Annotated in this window: 14 protein-coding genes; 8 read left to right on the top strand and 6 right to left on the bottom strand. The window is 65.5% G+C overall.

What is annotated here, in order from left to right:
* Nucleotides 1-18: 18 nt before the first annotated feature.
* The 3 genes from LPA35_RS04020 to LPA35_RS04010 all read left to right on the top strand — a co-directional run bounded on the left by LPA35_RS04020 (nucleotide 19) and on the right by LPA35_RS04010 (nucleotide 2,272).
* Complete coding sequence (locus LPA35_RS04020; RefSeq protein WP_228895210.1) at nucleotides 19-909, top strand: CoA transferase; 891 nt, start codon at nucleotides 19-21, stop codon at nucleotides 907-909.
* Nucleotides 910-924: 15 nt separating this feature from the next.
* The gene (locus LPA35_RS04015; RefSeq protein ID WP_228895209.1) at nucleotides 925-1,614 is read left to right on the top strand and encodes a cold shock and DUF1294 domain-containing protein; all 690 of its coding nucleotides are present in this window, start codon (nucleotides 925-927) and stop codon (nucleotides 1,612-1,614) included.
* Nucleotides 1,615-1,810: 196 nt separating this feature from the next.
* A complete protein-coding gene (locus LPA35_RS04010; protein WP_121420036.1) occupies nucleotides 1,811-2,272 on the top strand; it encodes a hypothetical protein in 462 nt (153 codons plus the stop codon).
* Nucleotides 2,273-2,750: 478 nt separating this feature from the next.
* Here LPA35_RS04010 and LPA35_RS04005 read toward each other — a convergent pair whose 3' ends face one another.
* On the bottom strand, nucleotides 2,751-5,153 hold the full coding sequence (locus LPA35_RS04005) for a YgiQ family radical SAM protein (protein WP_228895206.1): 2,403 nt from the start codon (nucleotides 5,151-5,153) through the stop codon (nucleotides 2,751-2,753).
* Nucleotides 5,154-5,344: 191 nt separating this feature from the next.
* Between LPA35_RS04005 and LPA35_RS04000 the strand changes: the two genes are divergently transcribed.
* Nucleotides 5,345-6,295, top strand: a complete 951-nt coding sequence (locus LPA35_RS04000; protein WP_228895205.1) for a helix-turn-helix domain-containing GNAT family N-acetyltransferase — start codon at nucleotides 5,345-5,347, stop codon at nucleotides 6,293-6,295.
* A 140-nt stretch (nucleotides 6,296-6,435) separates the two neighbouring features.
* Complete coding sequence (locus tag LPA35_RS03995; protein WP_370641347.1) at nucleotides 6,436-7,458, top strand: proline dehydrogenase family protein; 1,023 nt, start codon at nucleotides 6,436-6,438, stop codon at nucleotides 7,456-7,458.
* Nucleotides 7,459-7,542: 84 nt separating this feature from the next.
* Here LPA35_RS03995 and LPA35_RS03990 read toward each other — a convergent pair whose 3' ends face one another.
* A complete protein-coding gene (locus tag LPA35_RS03990; protein WP_218301018.1) occupies nucleotides 7,543-7,734 on the bottom strand; it encodes a hypothetical protein in 192 nt (63 codons plus the stop codon).
* 216 nt (nucleotides 7,735-7,950) lie between these two features.
* On the opposite strand from LPA35_RS03990, the gene LPA35_RS03985 reads away from it, so the two are divergent.
* From LPA35_RS03985 to LPA35_RS03975, 3 genes are all read left to right on the top strand, one after another.
* On the top strand, nucleotides 7,951-8,544 hold the full coding sequence (locus LPA35_RS03985; RefSeq protein WP_228895203.1) for a YigZ family protein: 594 nt from the start codon (nucleotides 7,951-7,953) through the stop codon (nucleotides 8,542-8,544).
* Nucleotides 8,545-8,754: 210 nt separating this feature from the next.
* A complete protein-coding gene (locus LPA35_RS03980; protein ID WP_228895201.1) occupies nucleotides 8,755-10,170 on the top strand; it encodes a dihydrolipoyl dehydrogenase in 1,416 nt (471 codons plus the stop codon).
* Between the two features lie 519 nt (nucleotides 10,171-10,689).
* The gene (locus LPA35_RS03975) at nucleotides 10,690-10,905 is read left to right on the top strand and encodes a YjfB family protein (RefSeq protein WP_228895199.1); all 216 of its coding nucleotides are present in this window, start codon (nucleotides 10,690-10,692) and stop codon (nucleotides 10,903-10,905) included.
* Nucleotides 10,906-10,938: 33 nt separating this feature from the next.
* On the opposite strand, the gene LPA35_RS03970 is transcribed toward LPA35_RS03975, so the two are convergent.
* The 4 genes from LPA35_RS03970 to LPA35_RS03955 are packed head-to-tail and all read right to left on the bottom strand — an operon-like array spanning nucleotide 10,939 to nucleotide 16,119.
* Nucleotides 10,939-12,084: an FAD-binding oxidoreductase gene (locus LPA35_RS03970; protein ID WP_228895197.1), complete on the bottom strand. Its 1,146-nt coding sequence runs from the start codon at nucleotides 12,082-12,084 to the stop codon at nucleotides 10,939-10,941.
* Nucleotides 12,085-12,105: 21 nt separating this feature from the next.
* Nucleotides 12,106-13,665: an amidase gene (locus LPA35_RS03965; protein ID WP_228895195.1), complete on the bottom strand. Its 1,560-nt coding sequence runs from the start codon at nucleotides 13,663-13,665 to the stop codon at nucleotides 12,106-12,108.
* A gap of 43 nt (nucleotides 13,666-13,708) precedes the next feature.
* A complete protein-coding gene (locus LPA35_RS03960; protein WP_228895193.1) occupies nucleotides 13,709-14,695 on the bottom strand; it encodes a tripartite tricarboxylate transporter substrate binding protein in 987 nt (328 codons plus the stop codon).
* Between the two features lie 59 nt (nucleotides 14,696-14,754).
* Entirely contained in the window at nucleotides 14,755-16,119 is a 1,365-nt protein-coding gene (locus LPA35_RS03955; protein ID WP_228895191.1) for a D-serine ammonia-lyase, read from the bottom strand.
* Between the last annotated feature and the right edge of the window lie 72 nt (nucleotides 16,120-16,191).

Here is a 16,191-nt window from a genome sequence, read left to right as displayed (position 1 = left end):
CGAGACAACCCCACCCCCATGACAACCGCCCTGCCCCAGCCCCTGCGCAATGTCCGTGTCCTGAGCCTCGCGCTCAACCTGCCCGGCCCCGCCGCCCTGATGCGCTGCGCGCGCATGGGGGCCGACTGCACCAAGCTCGAACCTCCTCCAGCCCCTGGCTATCCCAGTGCGGACCCCATGGGCATCTACAGTCCAGCGGCCTACGCCACGCTGCACCAAGGCGTGCGCGTGCTGCATGCCCACCTCAAGACGGCAGAAGGCCAGGCCGCGCTGCACGAAGAACTGACCCGCACCGATGTACTGATCACCTCATTCCGCCCCTCGGCGCTCACCAAGCTGGGCCTCTCCTGGGAGGCGCTGCAAGCGAAATACCCGCGCCTGTCGCTGGTGCGCATCGTGGGCGCTGCGGCCGAGCGTGCCGAAGAACCCGGCCATGACCTCACCTACCTGGCCGATGCCGGGCTGGTCACCGGCACCGAGATGCCCCCCACCCTGTACGCCGACATGGGCGGCGCCCTGATGGCCAGCGAGGCCGTGCTGCAGGCCCTGCTGGAGCGTGGCCACACGGGCAGCGGCGTGTGCATCGAAGTCGCCCTGGCCGACGCCGCCGCTTGGCTGGCCCAGCCGCGCGACTGGGGCCTGACCACGCCCGAGGGCGACGTGGGCGGCAACCACGCGGGTTACCGCATCTACCCCTGCGCCGATGGCCGTGTTGCCGTGGCCGCGCTGGAACCCCACTTTGCCGCCAGCCTGTGCGCCGCTGCAGGCCTGCCCGCCACGGGCGACCCGCAGGTGCTGCGCGCCCCTGCCACGCACGCGGCCGTGGCAGCCTTCCTGCGCACGCAAACCCGCGCGCAACTCGATGCGCTCGCGGTGGCGCAGGACATTCCCTTGCACACCCTTGTTTGAGAATTCCGTTTACTGATGCAGAAACAAGGCACCGTCATCCGCTGGGACGCTACCCGCGCCTTCGGCTTCATCCGCAGCCCGGACACGTCCGCCGATGTGTTCTTTCATGTGCGGGACTACCGGGGCGCCACCCCGCCGCGCGAATGGCTCGCCGTGGTGTACGAGGAAATTCATGTCGGCGGAAAAGGACCACGGGCCATGGCAGTGCTGCCTGCGGCCCAGCAAGGGGGCGCATCCCCGTCCCGCCCAGCGGCCACATCAACCCCTCAGCGGGGACGACAGAAACCGTCGCAGCGGGCGCCCCAATCCCAGCCTCAACGCCGCCGGCGCCCCCCAGAGTCCAGCGGCCCACCCAACCCTGCCAGTCCTGCACTGGTGTTGATGCTGGGCTGGGTGGCGCTGCTGGCATGGGGCTTCTGGGCGGGCCGACTCCCATGGTGGGTGTTGGGGGCGGCCCTGGCCGTCAACCTCCTCACGTTCTTGGTCTACGCCATCGACAAAAGCGCCGCACAAACCGGCCAGTGGCGCACCAAAGAGAGCCATCTGCACCTGCTGAGCCTGGCAGGCGGCTGGCCGGGTGCGTGGTTTGCGCAGCAATGGCTGCGGCACAAATCCCGCAAGGTGGAGTTTCGCGCCGTCTACTGGGTCACCGTGGTGTTGCATTGCGGGGCGCTCGGGGCCTGGGTGGGCGGGTGGCTGCCATAGCGGCGCCACCAATGCAGTATCAATTTGATAGCTGCTAGCGCTTGATACATAAGCACCAGAGGCAATTTTGATTCAAAATTTGCAGCCCATCGCGCGCAACACAGGGGGCTGACGCGCAGATTGCCCGCTGGCCTACACCGTGCGCCACAGCCACGGGTTTCAATCCCTAAGGTCTGAAACACCTCGGGAGAAGCCCATGAAACCCCTCATTCTTGATTCCACCATGACCAACATGGGCGGCGTTTTCTACCCCACCGGCCATGTGTTCGCACTCTTCCCCGACGAAGACTGCGTGCGCCAGGCCGCCACCGCGTTGCAGGCCGCCGGCCACCAGGGCGACACCGCGTACGCCAGCCCCGAGGTTATTCTGCAAGAGATCGTCCGCACCCTGGGCACGGCAGATGCCCCGATGCCCTCGGTGGGCGCCGAGGGCGACATGGTGCGCCGCATTGCCGACCTGGCGGGCACTGGCCACCACGGCATGCTGATCGCCATGGCCGACAAAGACAACACCGATACCCTGGTGGAAGCCATTGCCCCCCAAGGTGCAGTCACCGCCTTCTACTACCGTACCTTCATCATCGAAGACCTGATCTCACAGCCCGCCGGTGACGGCCCGCAATCGGTGGTGGTGGGCACCCACGCAGCAGAAGGCTGAAGCTTGCGTTCATCGCGCAGCAGCGGTACCGGCCGGGCTGGCGACGCTGGTTGAAAACGGCAGAAGGAGTTTTGGCCGCGGGATCCAGCAAATCCATCCGGGGCGCAAAGGCCCAGTGCTTGCGCCTGGTAAACGCTGCCGCAATACCGTGCCGGGGCATCACCAGCAGGATTTGCCGGTGGAACCCCACGGCCATGAACACCCCGCGCTCCAGCATGCTCCACCACTGGTCGGCGTAGCGCGCAGCCCCCAGCCCATAGACACCGTGGGCGCAAACACCCTGGCTACCCAATCGCGCGGTACCAGCTGGCGGCCATTCCACTCGCCGCCACGCAGGTAGAGCAGCGCCAGGCGCGCCATGTCGCGCGTGCGCATCTGCACGCCAAATTCGCCGGTGGAGGCACCTTGTGGATCCGCCTCCCGCGACACATCCCGCAAACCCAACGGGCCAGACAGATGCGTCAGGGCGTAGGCATGGTCAGCGGGGCTTGCGTGCCGATGGTTTGGCCGCCCCGGTCACACGCGGCGGCAAGCCGGTGTGCTGGGTCAGCATGCGGCCCTTTTGGGGCTGCCCTGGCTTGGCAGGCCGGGATGGCAGCACTTTGGCGGCTTCTGCCTTCTGTCCCACGGGCGTCGAGTTCTTGCGCCGCGCACTCTGGTATCCGCCGTCGGTCAGCGGCTGGAAGGTCGGGATCAGGTGGTGTTTGCCATTGCCGATCAAATCCGCTCGGCCCATGGCCTTGAGCGCCTCGCGCAGCAAAGGCCAATTGTTGGGGTCGTGGTAGCGCAGGAAGGCCTTGTGCAGGCGGCGGCGTTTGTCGCCGCGCACGATGTCCACCGCTTCGCTGTCGCGTGTGATCTTGCGCAGCGGGTTCTTGTTGCTGTGGTACATGGCCGTGGCCGTGGCCATGGGGCTGGGGTAGAAGGTCTGCACCTGGTCGGCACGGAAGCCATTCTTTTTAAGCCAAATGGCGAGGTTCATCATGTCCTCGTCGCTGGTGCCCGGGTGCGCGGCAATGAAGTACGGGATCAGGAACTGCTTCTTGCCCGCTTCTTCGCTGAACTTCTCGAACATCTGCTTGAACTTGTCATAGCTGCCGATGCCCGGCTTCATCATCTTGGTCAGCGGCCCCTGCTCGGTGTGCTCGGGCGCGATCTTGAGGTAGCCGCCCACGTGGTGCTGCACCAGCTCCTTCACGTATTCAGGGCTTTTCACAGCCAGGTCGTAGCGCAGGCCCGAGCCGATCAGGATCTTCTTGATGCCCTTCAATGCGCGGCCACGGCGGTAGATCTTGATCAGCGGATCGTGGTTGGTGCCCAGGTTGGAGCAGATGCCTGGGTACACGCAACTCGGTTTGCGGCAGGCGGCCTCAATCTCGGGGCTCTTGCAGCCCAGGCGGTACATGTTGGCCGTGGGGCCGCCCAGGTCGCTGATGGTGCCGGTGAAGCCCTTGACCTTGTCGCGGATGTCCTCGATCTCCTGAATGATCGAATCTTCACTTCGACTCTGGATGATGCGGCCCTCGTGCTCGGTGATGGAGCAGAAGGTGCAGCCGCCAAAGCAGCCGCGCATGATGTTGATCGAGAAGCGGATCATCTCCCACGCGGGGATCTTGGTCGCGCCGTCGTGGCTGCCGTTCTCGTCGGCGTAGCTCGGGTGCGGGCCACGGGCATAGGGCAGGTCGAACACGTAGTCCATCTCCGCCGTGGTGAGCGGGATGGGCGGCGGGTTGATCCACACGTCGCGCGCGGTCACGCCCTCGCCATGCGCCTGCACCAGCGCGCGGGCGTTGCCGGGGTTGGTCTCCAGGTGCAGCACGCGGTTGGCATGGGCATACAGCACGGGGTCGCTTTTGACCTGCTCGTAGCTGGGCAGCCGGATCACGCTTTTGTCGCGTGGTGGCACCTTGAGCTTGGCCTTGAGCGCCGGGTTCGCCACGAACAGCATGGGCTGGATGACGGGGTTGGGCTCGTCAGATTTTGGGTCTTTTTGGCCGCTAGCGCTTATTCCACCTGCACTAGCAGCTACAGAATCAGGAGCATCATCCTTACTACAGGTGCTGCCTTGCGCAGCCGCCTGCTCGCTGGTCGTCATGTAGGGGTTGACGTGGGCCTCCACGCGGCCAGGCTCGTCCACACTGGTGGAGTCAATCTCGAACCAGCCCTTGCCGGTCTCATCGTCGGGCCGGCGCACAAACGCCGTGCCACGCACGTCGGTGATCTGCTCCACCGGCTCGCGAGCGGCGATGCGGTGGGCCACCTCAACCAGCGCGCGCTCGGCGTTGCCGTACAGCAGCAGGTCGCACTTGGCATCCACCACGATGGAGCGGCGCACCTTGTCGCTCCAGTAGTCGTAGTGCGCAATGCGGCGCAGGCTGCCTTCGATGCCACCCAGGATGATGGGCACGTCCTTGTAAGCCTCGCGGCAGCGCTGGCTGTAGACGATGGCGGCGCGGTCCGGGCGCTTGCCGCCGATGTCGCCGGGGGTGTAGGCGTCGTCGCTGCGGATCTTCCGGTCGGCGGTGTACCGGTTGATCATCGAATCCATGTTGCCCGCCGTCACGCCCCAGAACAGGTTGGGCTTGCCCAGCACCTTGAAGGGCTCGGCGCTTTGCCAGTCGGGCTGGGCGATGATGCCTACGCGAAAGCCCTGGGCTTCGAGCGTGCGGCCGATCACGGCCATGCCGAAGCTCGGGTGGTCCACATAGGCATCGCCCGTCACCAGGATGATGTCGCAGCTGTCCCAGCCCAGTTTGTCCATCTCGGCGCGGCTCATCGGCAGGAACGGGGCCGTGCCAAAGCGCTTGGCCCAGTACGGACGGTAGCTGGTCAATGGCTTTGCGGCGCGCGCAAAAAAGGAGACGTCAACGGGGGCGTTCATGCAGAGGAGTTTCGCGACCGGCCCTTGTGCGTCAAGGGCGTCGTGGGGCGCGGCTGTGGTGGTTAACCCGCGATTTTACGGCGGCAAGCCCTTTTTGTCGCTGCTTGCGCGTTGCCCTTGTGCGTTGGAGGTCTTGATGAACATCAGGCATATACTTGCCAAAGTCAATCAATTGCATGACTATGGCATTCATGACCACAACCAGCACTCTATCCCAGCCCACCTCCACAGCCGTGAAGGCAGTGCGGCGTTTCAACCGCTTTTTTACCCGGCGGGTGGGCGTGCTCGACCCGTATCTGGGCAGCGACCTGTCGCTCACCGATGTACGCGTGCTGTACGAACTGGCGCACCGCGAGGCGCCCGTTGCCAGCGAACTGGCGCGCGACCTGGGCCTGGACGGCGGCTACCTGAGCCGCATCCTGCGCCGTTTTGAAGCATCCGGCTGGATCACCCGCAGCGCCAGCACCAAGGATGCCCGCCAGAGCATGCTCACCCTCACCCCCACGGGGCGCGAGGTGTTCGAGCCGCTGCAACAACGCTCACGCGACGAGGCCGCAGCCCTGCTGACCCCCCTGCCCCCCGCGCGCCAGCAGGAGCTGGTGGACGCCATGGAACGCATCGAAGCCTTGCTGGACCCCGCCAACGCGGCGCCTAAGGCCACGCGCATGGCCGTGCTGCGCGACCCGGTTCCTGGCGATATCGGCTGGGTGGTGCAACAGCACGGCGAGATCTACTGGCGCGAATACGGCTGGGACAGCCGCTTTGAAGCCCTGGTCGCGGATATTGCCGCGCAGTTTGTGCGCAAGTTCCAGCCCGCGTGGGAGCGTTGCTGGGTGGCCGAGCTGGACGGCGAACGCGTGGGCGCTGTGTTTGTGGTGCGCAAGTCGGCCACCACGGCCCAGCTGCGCATGCTGATCTTGTCACCCAAGGCGCGCGGGCTGGGTCTGGGCGCGCGCCTGGCTGACGAGTGCATCGCCTTTGCGCGGGCCAAGGGCTACAAAAAGATGGTGCTGTGGACCAACAGCTGCCTGGCTGCTGCGCGGGGCATTTATGCCAAACGCGGATTCAAGCTGGTCAAGTCAGAGCCGTACGAAGGTTTTGGCCAGCAGCTGGTGGGGGAGACGTGGGAGCTCAAGCTGTAACATCGCCTGCTTGGCACCACGTCGACAACTACCCAGAGAAGAACGCATGCAACGCGCCGCCTGGCCTCCATTGATGTACTGAACGCCCGCAGCGTGAGCCTCCACTGCGCCTTTGGCACAGACGGTGGCAACCGCTGCCCTTGCTGGCCCCCTGCCCGGGCCAGCGCTTTGCTTTTTTCGTCTATTTCGAGTGCTCCGTTGCCATGACGGAGCTCGGAAGACGAAAGGCGGCAGTTCTCATCCTGGATACCGACATGCAACTTCTCGACACACTGGTGGCGCGCGCCATCCCTTGGGTGCCCCGCGCACTGATCCGCAAAATTTCTCGCCGCTACATCGCAGGCGACACCCTCGCCGAAGCCCTCGTGCGCGTGCAACAGCTCAACGCGCAAGGCTTCTCCGTGACGCTCGACGTACTGGGCGAAACCATCTCGACCCTGCAGCAGGCGCAGGCCACTGCCAACATCTACATCGAAGTGCTCCACGCCGTCCACGCCCAGGGATTGCAGGCCAACATTTCGATCAAGCCTTCCGCACTCGGACTGCTGCTGGATGCGCAGCAGTGCGAACAACTCATCCTGAGCATTCTCGACACCGCAGAGCACCACCGGAACTCCGTTTGCCTGGATATGGAGGACACCCGCTGTACCCAAAAGGAAATCGAATTGTTCGGACGCTTGCGGGAAGGCTTTGACAACGTCGGCCTGGCACTACAGGCGTATCTACTGCGCACCTACCAGGACATTGAGCCGCTCTTGCGCGAAGCCAGCACCTTGCGCATGTGCAAAGGCATATACGTGGAGGATCGCTCGCACCTCGTGCACGAGGCCTGGAACGACCGCAGTGCCATCAACGAACACTTCCTGAAGCATGTTGAGCGTTGTTTCGAAGCAGGTAGCTTCGTCGGCATTGCCACGCACGATGCTGCATTGATCGCGCGCATCGTCGAACGGGCGCGCCGCGATGACATCGATCGAAGCCAATTTGAATTTCAGATGCTGCTGGGCGTGTGCGAACCCCTGCGCGACAAACTGCGGGACATGGGCTTCAACGTGCGCATCTATGTGCCCTTTGGCAAGGACTGGTATGGCTACAGCACACGGAGGCTGAAGGAGTCTCCCCGAATCGCAGGGCATATCGCCAAAGCGCTGATCGGGCTCTGAAAACACCCCATAAAAAAATGGTCCCTCAGGACCATTTTTTTTGTGACGCGGTGGCAATACCACCACCGGCAGCAGGCGAGACAGCTACCACTCCCCCACTTCGCGCACCCGCTGGGCCAAGTCCGGGATCGCATCGTCCTCCACAACGGGTGCTGCCTGCACTGGGGCCATGACCGCCTCCGCCACACTTGGCTGCGCGCGCTGGGGCATCAACCGACCAAAAACGTGGCTGGCGAGGGTTTCATGCAGGGGAGCGGTAAATGGTGCGGCAAACATGGCAGTTCCTTTTCTGATGGCCTGAGTGCTTTCAAGTCGGTAGCAGCAGGTTAGGCCACAGCAACAAGCCTCAAGTGTAGGAACGAGCGCCTTTTGCAGGTGTGACAGAACGCACAAACAACACGGTTTTGTCACGAAGGGCGCGCTTATCGCGACAAACGGCACGGTGCACGCCACAAATCGGCCGAATCCGCCACGCCGTAAACTCTTCGCCCCATGTCACAGACCCTGGCTGCGCCCGCGCACAGCGAAATCATCATCAAGAAAAGCCGCTTCATCGGCTGTGTGCAACCCATGGCCGACCGTGCCAGTGCGCAGGCGGCGGTGGATGCCCTGTGGAAGCAGCACCCCGGCGCCGCCCACATCTGCTGGGCGCTGCTGGCGGGCGGCCAGTCGGCGGCGGTGGACGATGGCGAGCCTGGTGGCACGGCAGGCCGCCCCATGCTCGACGTGCTGCGCCACCAGGACCTGGAAGGCGTGCTGGCCACCGTGGTGCGCTACTTTGGCGGCGTCAAGCTGGGCGCAGGCGGACTGGTGCGAGCCTACACCGACGCCATTGCCCAGGCCCTGCTGACTGCGCCCAAGGTCACGCTGCAACGCATGAAAACCCTGCAGTGCCATGTGCCCTATGCGCTGGAGGGGCTGCTGCGCCGCGAGATCGAGGCCGCGGGTGCGGAGCTGATCAACGTGCAGCACGGCACGCTCGTCACCCTGCAGTGGCGCTTGCCCGAGGCCCAGGCCGCCGCCTTTGTGCTGCGCATCAACAACAGCGGCCAAGGCCGCGTGGGCTGGACCGAGCCCGACGCCTGAGCTGGGAGTGTGGGCTGCAGAGGGAGCATCGGCTGCAACGCGCGATAAACCGGTCTTGCGCGTTTCGCTTCGATGCCTTCTGCCGCCCACCCTCCTAGGGGCAGCCCAGCCGGACCTGGCGCCGACTCGGAACAAATGCCTTTACGCCTACAAGCGCTGTAGCGGCAGGCCGCCACACTCAGAGCTTTACCGGGCTGCTAAGGAGACGCTATGAGCCAACCGCTCGACACCATAATCATCGGCGCAGGCACCGCCGGTCTGGCCGCCCTGCGCGAAGTGCGCAAGCGCACGGAACGCTACCTCATCGTCAACGAAGGCCCCTGGGGCACCACCTGCGCCCGCGTGGGTTGCATGCCCTCCAAGGCACTGATCGAGGCGGCCAACGCCTTCCACCGCCGCCATACGTTTGAAGAATTCGGCCTGCGGGGCGCCAGCGCGCTGACCGCCGACCTGCCCGCCGTGCTGCAGCGCGTGCGCGATCTGCGCGACGACTTTGTGGCCGGCGCCCTCAAAGCCACCAGCGAACTGGGCAGCGCACATATGTCGGGGCGCGCCACCCTGCTGGGCCCCCACTCGGTGGACATTGACGGCACCGCCTACGCCACCCGCAGCATCATCATCGCCACCGGGTCACGCCCCAGCGTGCCGGAAGAATGGCTCGCGTTTGGCGACCGCATGCTCACCACCGACACCTTGTTCGAGCAAAGCGCCCTCGGCCCCCGCATTGCCGTGATTGGCATGGGCCCCATTGGGGTGGAGATTTCGCAAGCCCTTGCGCGGCTGGGCTTGCAGGTGGCCGCATTCACCACGGGCGATACGCTGGCGGGCCTGAGCGACCCAGTGCTCAACGCCGAACTGACAGCGCTGCTCAAGCAGGAAATGGTGCTGCACATGGGGGCCGAAGCGCAGCTGCGTGAAGTACCCGGCGGCATTGAAGTCACCAGTGGCAACAACCGCGTGGTGGTGGACCAGGTCATCGCGGCCATGGGCCGGGTGCCCAACATCCAGTACCTGGGCCTGGAGACGCTGGGGGTGCCCCTGGACCCGCGCGGCATGCCCACCGTCAATCCACAAACCCAGCAAATAGGCGATTTGCCCGTGTTTCTGGCCGGAGACGCAAACACCCATGCCCCCCTGTTGCACGAGGCCGCCGACGAAGGCCACATTGCGGGCATGAACGCGCTGGCTGACACCCCCACACGCTTTCAGCGCCGCACCCCGCTGGGCATCGTGTTCTGCGACCCCAACATCGCCACCGTGGGCCAGCGCTTTGCCGACATGGACCCCGCCCACACCGTCACCGGCACAGCCAGCTTTGACAACCAGGGCCGCGCCCGCACCGCGCAGCAAAACCACGGGCGCATCTGCATCCACGCCGACCAGGCCACCGGCCGCCTGCTGGGCGCTGAAATGTGCGCCCCACAAGGCGAACACATGGCCCACCTGCTCGCGCTGGCCATTCAGCAAAAACTCACCGTGCACGATCTGCTGGGTATGCCGTTCTACCACCCTACGCTGGAAGAAGGCTTGCGCACTGCGCTGCGGGATACAGCACGGCAATTGCCCCAGGGGCGCGAGTCTGATTTGGCGACGTGCACGGCCATTGGGGTGGCGGCGCTGGAGTAGGAGCCTTAGAGCCTGTTTACGATCTCCCAGGAGTCGCGCAGCGGTCTTTGCGGGATGGTATGCAAGGCGCGGTGCGCAGCCAATAGCTCGGCTATCGGCAAGCGCCGCCACGCCGCAGACCGCCCGCAAAGACCGCTGCCCGAAGGGTTGGAGCGAAATCGGGCGATTGAACGCCTCGGCTGCTTGCATGGGCATGAGCCCACGCGGCGCACCCGAAGCATCCACTCATCCCGATTGCGCTCCAACGCGACCCCTGGGAGATCGTAAACAGGCTCTTAGGGATGACCTGCACAACTCCCTGCGGTCTGTGATAGCGCGATCTCGGGCGGTCCACTGCGTTGCTTTTCTTGCCAATAGCGCGGCTATTGGCAAGAAAAGACGCCTTGTGCCCCATCCCGATCCGCACTACCACCGCCTCGCGAGGGTTATGCAGGTCATCCTTAACAGGGCAGAGATGTAACACCCCTCAAGCCCAGTTCGCAAATTGCCGATATCCACCCATTACCCCAAGGAACCACCATGGACGTCGCCCTCACCAACAGCATCGTCAACACCGCCACCGCGCTGGCCAGTGCCAAGACGTCGGACGCGCTGAACATGGTGGTCTTGAAGAAGGCGCTGGACATGCAGGCCGTGTCGGCCGCCACGATGCTGGACGCCATGCAGCAGTCCATGCCCCAGCCGGCGCTGGCAACGTCTGGCAGGCTGGGCACCCAGGTCAACACGTTCGCCTGAGCCGCTCGGCCACCCAAATCAAGGGGCGCTGAACTACCTCAGCCGCGCAGGCGACAGCCCTGCCACATCCACCTTCTCGCGCACCAGCTCCTCGGCCAGCGATTCGCCGCGCAACAACTGCCGGGCCAACAGCGAGGCACCTGCAGCGCTTTGAATCCCATACCCACCCTGCCCGGCCAGCCAGAAGAAGCCGGGCACATGGTTGTCCCAGCCAATCACCATGTCGCCATCGGGCACGAACGAGCGCAGGCCCGCCCAGGTGTGGGAGGGGCGACGGATCTGGAAGGTGGTTTTTTCCTCGATGTGATAAATCCCCGTGGCCACGTCCAGTTCTTCGGGCACCACGTCGTGCGGGTGTGTCGGGTCCGCGTTGGCGGGCGAGCCCAGCAGCTGGCCCGCATCGGGCTTGAAGTAAAAACTCTCGTCGATGCCGATCACCGCAGGCCAGTGCGTGGCGTCCATGCCCTCGGGCACGGCAAAGGTGAAGGCGGTGCGGCGGCGCGGCTCCAGGCCGATGGGCGGCACGCCTGCCAAGCCCGCTACCACGTCAGCCCAGGCGCCTGCGGCGTTCACAATGGTTTTGGCCTGCAGCACCCGGCCATCGGCCAGGGTCACCTTCCAGCTATCGCCAACGCGCTGCAGGGCCGTGACCTCGGCATTCGTCAGCACCTGGCCGCCGCGCTGGCGCAGGCCACGCAGGTAGCCCTGGTGCAGCGCGTGCACATCGATGTCGGCCGCCTCGGGCTCGCTCATGCCTGCGGCCACGGCTTCGGGCTTCAGGCACGGCAGCTGGGCCAGCAGTGCGGCCTGCTCCACCCATTCCACGTTGGGCGAGATCGCATGGGCTTCTGCATAGGCCTGTTTCAGCATGTCGAGCTGGTCCGGCCCGGCCACGTAGACCACGCCACGGGGCGAGAGGATGGGGTCTGACCCGAACTCCGGCGGCGGCGCGTCGTAAAAAGCGCGGCTCGCCCGCGTCAGCGCCTGGATGTTGGGTGTGCCGTAGGTAGCCATGTACAGCGCGGCCGAACGGCCGGTGGTGTGGTAACCGGGCTGCGATTCGCGCTCCAGCAGCAGCACGCTGGCGCCCTCCCCACCGGCTTTGTCCTGTACCAACTGCCAAGCCACCGAGGCACCTGCAATGCCCGCGCCAATGACGATGGTGTCCACTGATTGCATGGTTTTGTCTCCTGGCTTCGTTCAGACCGCAGAGACTTGCGCCGCCGAGGTGGCACGGTCATCACGCGGCAGGCTGCGCGCATCACGCTGATCGGGCGCGCCGGTGACGATGGAGGTCAGCGCGGGATCGGCATTTGTTTGCATCAGCTTGGCGATGTCAGGCCGTGGGCGGGCCAGCTCGGCGATGCCCTTGAATGCTTGCTCCAGCGCGTGGCCCACGCCCAGCGTGTGGCGGTCGGCGCGAAAGCGCCCGACGATCTGCAGACCAAACGGCATCCCCACGTCATCCAGCCCGCACGGCAAACTGAGCGCTGGGTGCGTGGTCAACGTGGTCACATAGGTCAGCGCCAGCCATCGGTAGTAGTTGGCCTGCGGCTCGCCGTTGATGTGGCTGGCGAACAGCTGCGTCCACGCAAAAGGCGACACGGGCGTGGTGGGCGCCAGGATCACGTCGTACTGCTCATACAACTTCTGGAACCGCGCCAGGATGCGCGTCTGCTCGGCCTGCGCCCAGGCGCTGTCCAGCAGGGTCATCGCAGCGCCCATTTCGTAGTTGGCGCGGGTGTTGGGGCCCAGGCTGGTGGGGTCGCGCTCATAGGCCTCGCGCGTGCTGGCCACAAAGGCTTCGGCGCGCAGCACGTCAAAGCAGCGGTGCACGTCACCCAGGTCGATGTCGATGGCATCGCAGCTGGCAAACAGGTGCTTCATGGCCTGCACCTTGCGGCGGAACACGGCGCGGATGCCGTTGTCCACAGCGCAGGCGCCGAAGTCCTCGGTGTAGGCCACACGCAGGCGGCCCAGGTCTACCGTGTCGGGCAACAAGAAGCTCATCGGGTCCAGCGGGTAGCTCAGCGGGTCGCCCGCCGATATGCCCGCCGTGGCGGCCAGTTGCAAGCAGGCCTCTTCCACCGTGCGGCCCATGGGGCCCACCACCGAAATGGGGGTCCAGCCCAGCAGCTTGCGCGAGCTGGGCACCACCCCGGGCGATGGCCGGAAGCCCACCACGCCACAAATGGACGCCGGTATGCGCAGCGACCCGCCCGTATCCGACCCCGTGCACACCGGCAGCATGTCGCACGCCAGCGCAGCGGCCGATCCGCCCGACGAGCCCCCGGCATTCAGGTTCGGGTTGAACGGGTTGCCGGTGGCGCCCCACACCGTGTTGCGCGAGTTCGCGCCCGCACCCATCTCGGGGATGTTGGTCTTGCCGGTGACGATGGCGCCCGCCGCGCGCAGCCGCGCCACCAGCACGTTGTCCTCCGCCGGGATATTGCTGCGGTAGATCTCCGAGCCGTAGGTGGTCAGCAGCCCAGCCGTGGCTTCGAGGTCCTTCACGCCCAGTGGTAGCCCGTGCAGCAGGCCCAGCGGTTCGCCACGCAGCACCGCCTGCTCGGCGGCCTTGGCCTCGGTGCGGGCGCGGTCGTAGCAGGTGGCGGTGATGGCGTTCACATGCGGGTTGATGGCCTCGATGCGCTCAATGCAAGCGTCGAGCAGCTCGACGGGCGAGACTTCCCGCGTGCCGATGCGGTGGCGCAGTTCGTTGGAGGTCAGCTCGACCAGGGTGCTGTGTGAAGTCGTCATGTCGAATTTGTCTCCTTTTTCTTGCTTGCCTGGTGGGGCCCGATCAGTCTGCCGTGATGGCCGCCCGCTGCGCCACGGCGCGCATCAACGGCAGTTCCCTGTCGATCAGCTCGCTTACCGCCTTGGCAGAAGCATAGGTCGGTTCAAACCCCACGGCGATCAGTTTGTCGCGGGTTTCGGGGTCTGCCACCACCTGCGCCAGTGTCAGCTCCAGCCGTGCCTTGACGGCGGGCGGCAAGCCGCGTGGGGCCACCATGGCCAGCCAAGTGTCCATCTCCACGCCGGGGTAGCCACTTTCTGCCAGCGTGGGCACCTTGGGCAGCAGGGCCGAGCGCTTGCCCGCCGTCACGGCAATGGCCTTGATCTTGCCGTCTTTGAGCTGGGGCAGCGCGGCCGACACGGTATCGACGGTAAACGGAATCTGTCCGCCCATCAGGTCCACCATGGCGGGGGAGCTGCCCTTGTAGGGCACATGCTGGATCTTGAGGCCCGCCGCGTGGAAGAACATCTCGCCCGCAAACTGCGACGTGGTGCCGGCACCATACGAGCCGTACGAATACTTGTCGGGCGCGGCCTTCACCATGGCCACAAACTGCTTTACGTCGCTGACCGGCACGTCCTTGTTGGCCAGCAGGATCAGGCTGGTGCGCCCTGCGATGCCAATGGGCTCAAAACTCTTGACCGGGTCGTACGGCAGCTTGGCGCGCACGGCGGGGTTCACGGTGAAGGTGGTGCCCGAGCTCATCAGCAGCGTGTAGCCGTCCGGCGCGGCCTTGGCCACATAGGCCGCGCCGATGGTGGTGCCCGCCCCCGCGCGGTTGTCGATCACCACGCTCTGGCCCAGCTTGTCGCCCAGCTTCTTGCCAATCAGGCGGCCCAGCACGTCGGTAGCGCCACCGGGCGGGAACGGAATCACCAGCGTGATGGGCTTGGAAGGGAACGTAGCCTCTTGCGCCATGGCAGGGCCCCATGCAGCGCCCCACAAAGCACAGAGGATGGCGGACGACAAAAGCAGTTGCTTGCGGTTCATGGGGAGCTCTCCAAAGGTGACAAAGGTTGGGGGATAGACGAATCAGGGAATGACAACAATCAGCCTTGTGCCGCGAGCACGGCCCGCCCACGCTGCACAAAGCCCTGGTACTGCGCATCGGGCACCAGCAGGCCGCCCGTGGTCCACACCAGGTGTGTGGCGTTGTGCAGCACCGCGTCGATGCCCGTGCTGCGCAGCCAGGCCTGCCCGGCGGTAGTGCCCGTCAGCATGGCCGGGCCGCTGAAGCCTGCCGCAGCCGAGGGCTCGATGCGCTCGCCCAGGGCATCGAGCACCAGCACCAGCTGCGCAAACAAGGTGTCATCGGCCACGGTAAACACGCCCGACAGCAGCGGCTGCATCAGCTCGGCGGCCAGCAGCGACGCACGCGGCACGGCCAGGCCATCTGCCTCGGTGCGGTTGGTCAGACCCCAGTCGTACACCGAGGGGTGGTCGTCCATCCCTGGTGTGGTGTCGGCCAGCATTTGCACCATGAAGCATGGCGACTGCACCGGCTCGGCAAAAAAACAAAACACATGCGGCCCCAGCAACTGCCGCAGGCCAAACGTGATGCCTGCTGGCGCGCCACCCACCCCGCAAGGCAGGTACACGATGAGCGGGTGCTCGGCATCCACCGCCACGCCCTGTTCTGCCAACTGTTTTTGCAGGCGCAGCGCTGCCGCGCTGTAGCCCAGCAGCAGCGAGAACGATTGCTCGTCATCCACAAAGTGGCACAGCGGGTTGCTTGCCGCCTCGGCGCGGCCTGCGGCTACGGCGCGTTCGTAGTCGCCTGTGTGCTCCACCACCTGCACACCGCGCTGGCGCAGGCGGTCTTTCTTCCACTCCTTGGCATCGGCCGACATGTGCACCGTGGCCTGGAAACCCAGGGCCGACGCCACCACGCCAATGCTCATCCCCAGGTTGCCGGTGGAGCCCACCGCCACCTGGTAGCGGCCCAGCACCTCGCGCGCCGCCGGAGTGGCCAGCGCACGGTAATCACCGCCGGGCTGTACCAGCCCATGCTCCAGCGCCAGCCGCTCGGCAAACTCCAGCACCTCGTGCATGCCGCCCCGGGCCTTGATGGAGCCCGCCACGGGCAGGCTGTGGTCGGCCTTGATGAACAGGCGCCCCTGCCCCTCGGCCAAACCGAGGGCAGGTTGCAACGCGGCGGCGGGCAGCAGAGGCGACTCCACTACGCCCCCGGTGGCGGCCAGCTCCGGGAACACCTGCGCCAGCAGACCCGCAAAACGGGCCAACCGGTCGGCGGCGGCCTGCGTATCATCCAGACTAATGCTGCGCCCCAGCGCCTGCAAAGCAGCCGGGGGTTGCGCCTGCCGGGCCGGGTTGGTCCACAGCGCGGGCTGGGCATTGCGCAAGCGGGTGGCCAGCAGCGCATCCACAGCAGGCGTTCGTTCAGCAGGCGTCATACAGATTCATTCAGTCGTTGAAGTCTTGACTGCATTCTTCGCCGGTCACGCTGCTGTCACAAGCCATTTATA

This window comes from Acidovorax sp. Leaf73, assembly GCF_916855635.1.
Taxonomy (GTDB): Bacteria; Pseudomonadota; Gammaproteobacteria; order Burkholderiales; family Burkholderiaceae_C; genus Acidovorax; species Acidovorax facilis.
Note: the sequence above shows the minus strand (reverse complement) of the source record. Positions and strands in the feature narration are given on the sequence as shown.

Bases quoted from the DNA above. Each gene is read 5' to 3' on its own strand.
- LPA35_RS04020 (WP_228895210.1), top strand. From the start codon at position 19: ATGACAACCGCCCTGCCCCAGCCCCTGCGCAATGTCCGTGTCCTGAGC.
- LPA35_RS04015 (WP_228895209.1), top strand. From the start codon at position 925: ATGCAGAAACAAGGCACCGTCATCCGCTGGGACGCTACCCGCGCCTTC.
- LPA35_RS04010 (WP_121420036.1), top strand. From the start codon at position 1,811: ATGAAACCCCTCATTCTTGATTCCACCATGACCAACATGGGCGGCGTT.
- LPA35_RS04005 (WP_228895206.1), bottom strand. From the start codon at position 5,153: ATGAACGCCCCCGTTGACGTCTCCTTTTTTGCGCGCGCCGCAAAGCCA.
- LPA35_RS04000 (WP_228895205.1), top strand. From the start codon at position 5,345: ATGACCACAACCAGCACTCTATCCCAGCCCACCTCCACAGCCGTGAAG.
- LPA35_RS03990 (WP_218301018.1), bottom strand. From the start codon at position 7,734: ATGTTTGCCGCACCATTTACCGCTCCCCTGCATGAAACCCTCGCCAGC.
- LPA35_RS03985 (WP_228895203.1), top strand. From the start codon at position 7,951: ATGTCACAGACCCTGGCTGCGCCCGCGCACAGCGAAATCATCATCAAG.
- LPA35_RS03980 (WP_228895201.1), top strand. From the start codon at position 8,755: ATGAGCCAACCGCTCGACACCATAATCATCGGCGCAGGCACCGCCGGT.
- LPA35_RS03975 (WP_228895199.1), top strand. From the start codon at position 10,690: ATGGACGTCGCCCTCACCAACAGCATCGTCAACACCGCCACCGCGCTG.
- LPA35_RS03970 (WP_228895197.1), bottom strand. From the start codon at position 12,084: ATGCAATCAGTGGACACCATCGTCATTGGCGCGGGCATTGCAGGTGCC.
- LPA35_RS03965 (WP_228895195.1), bottom strand. From the start codon at position 13,665: ATGACGACTTCACACAGCACCCTGGTCGAGCTGACCTCCAACGAACTG.
- LPA35_RS03960 (WP_228895193.1), bottom strand. From the start codon at position 14,695: ATGAACCGCAAGCAACTGCTTTTGTCGTCCGCCATCCTCTGTGCTTTG.
- LPA35_RS03955 (WP_228895191.1), bottom strand. From the start codon at position 16,119: ATGACGCCTGCTGAACGAACGCCTGCTGTGGATGCGCTGCTGGCCACC.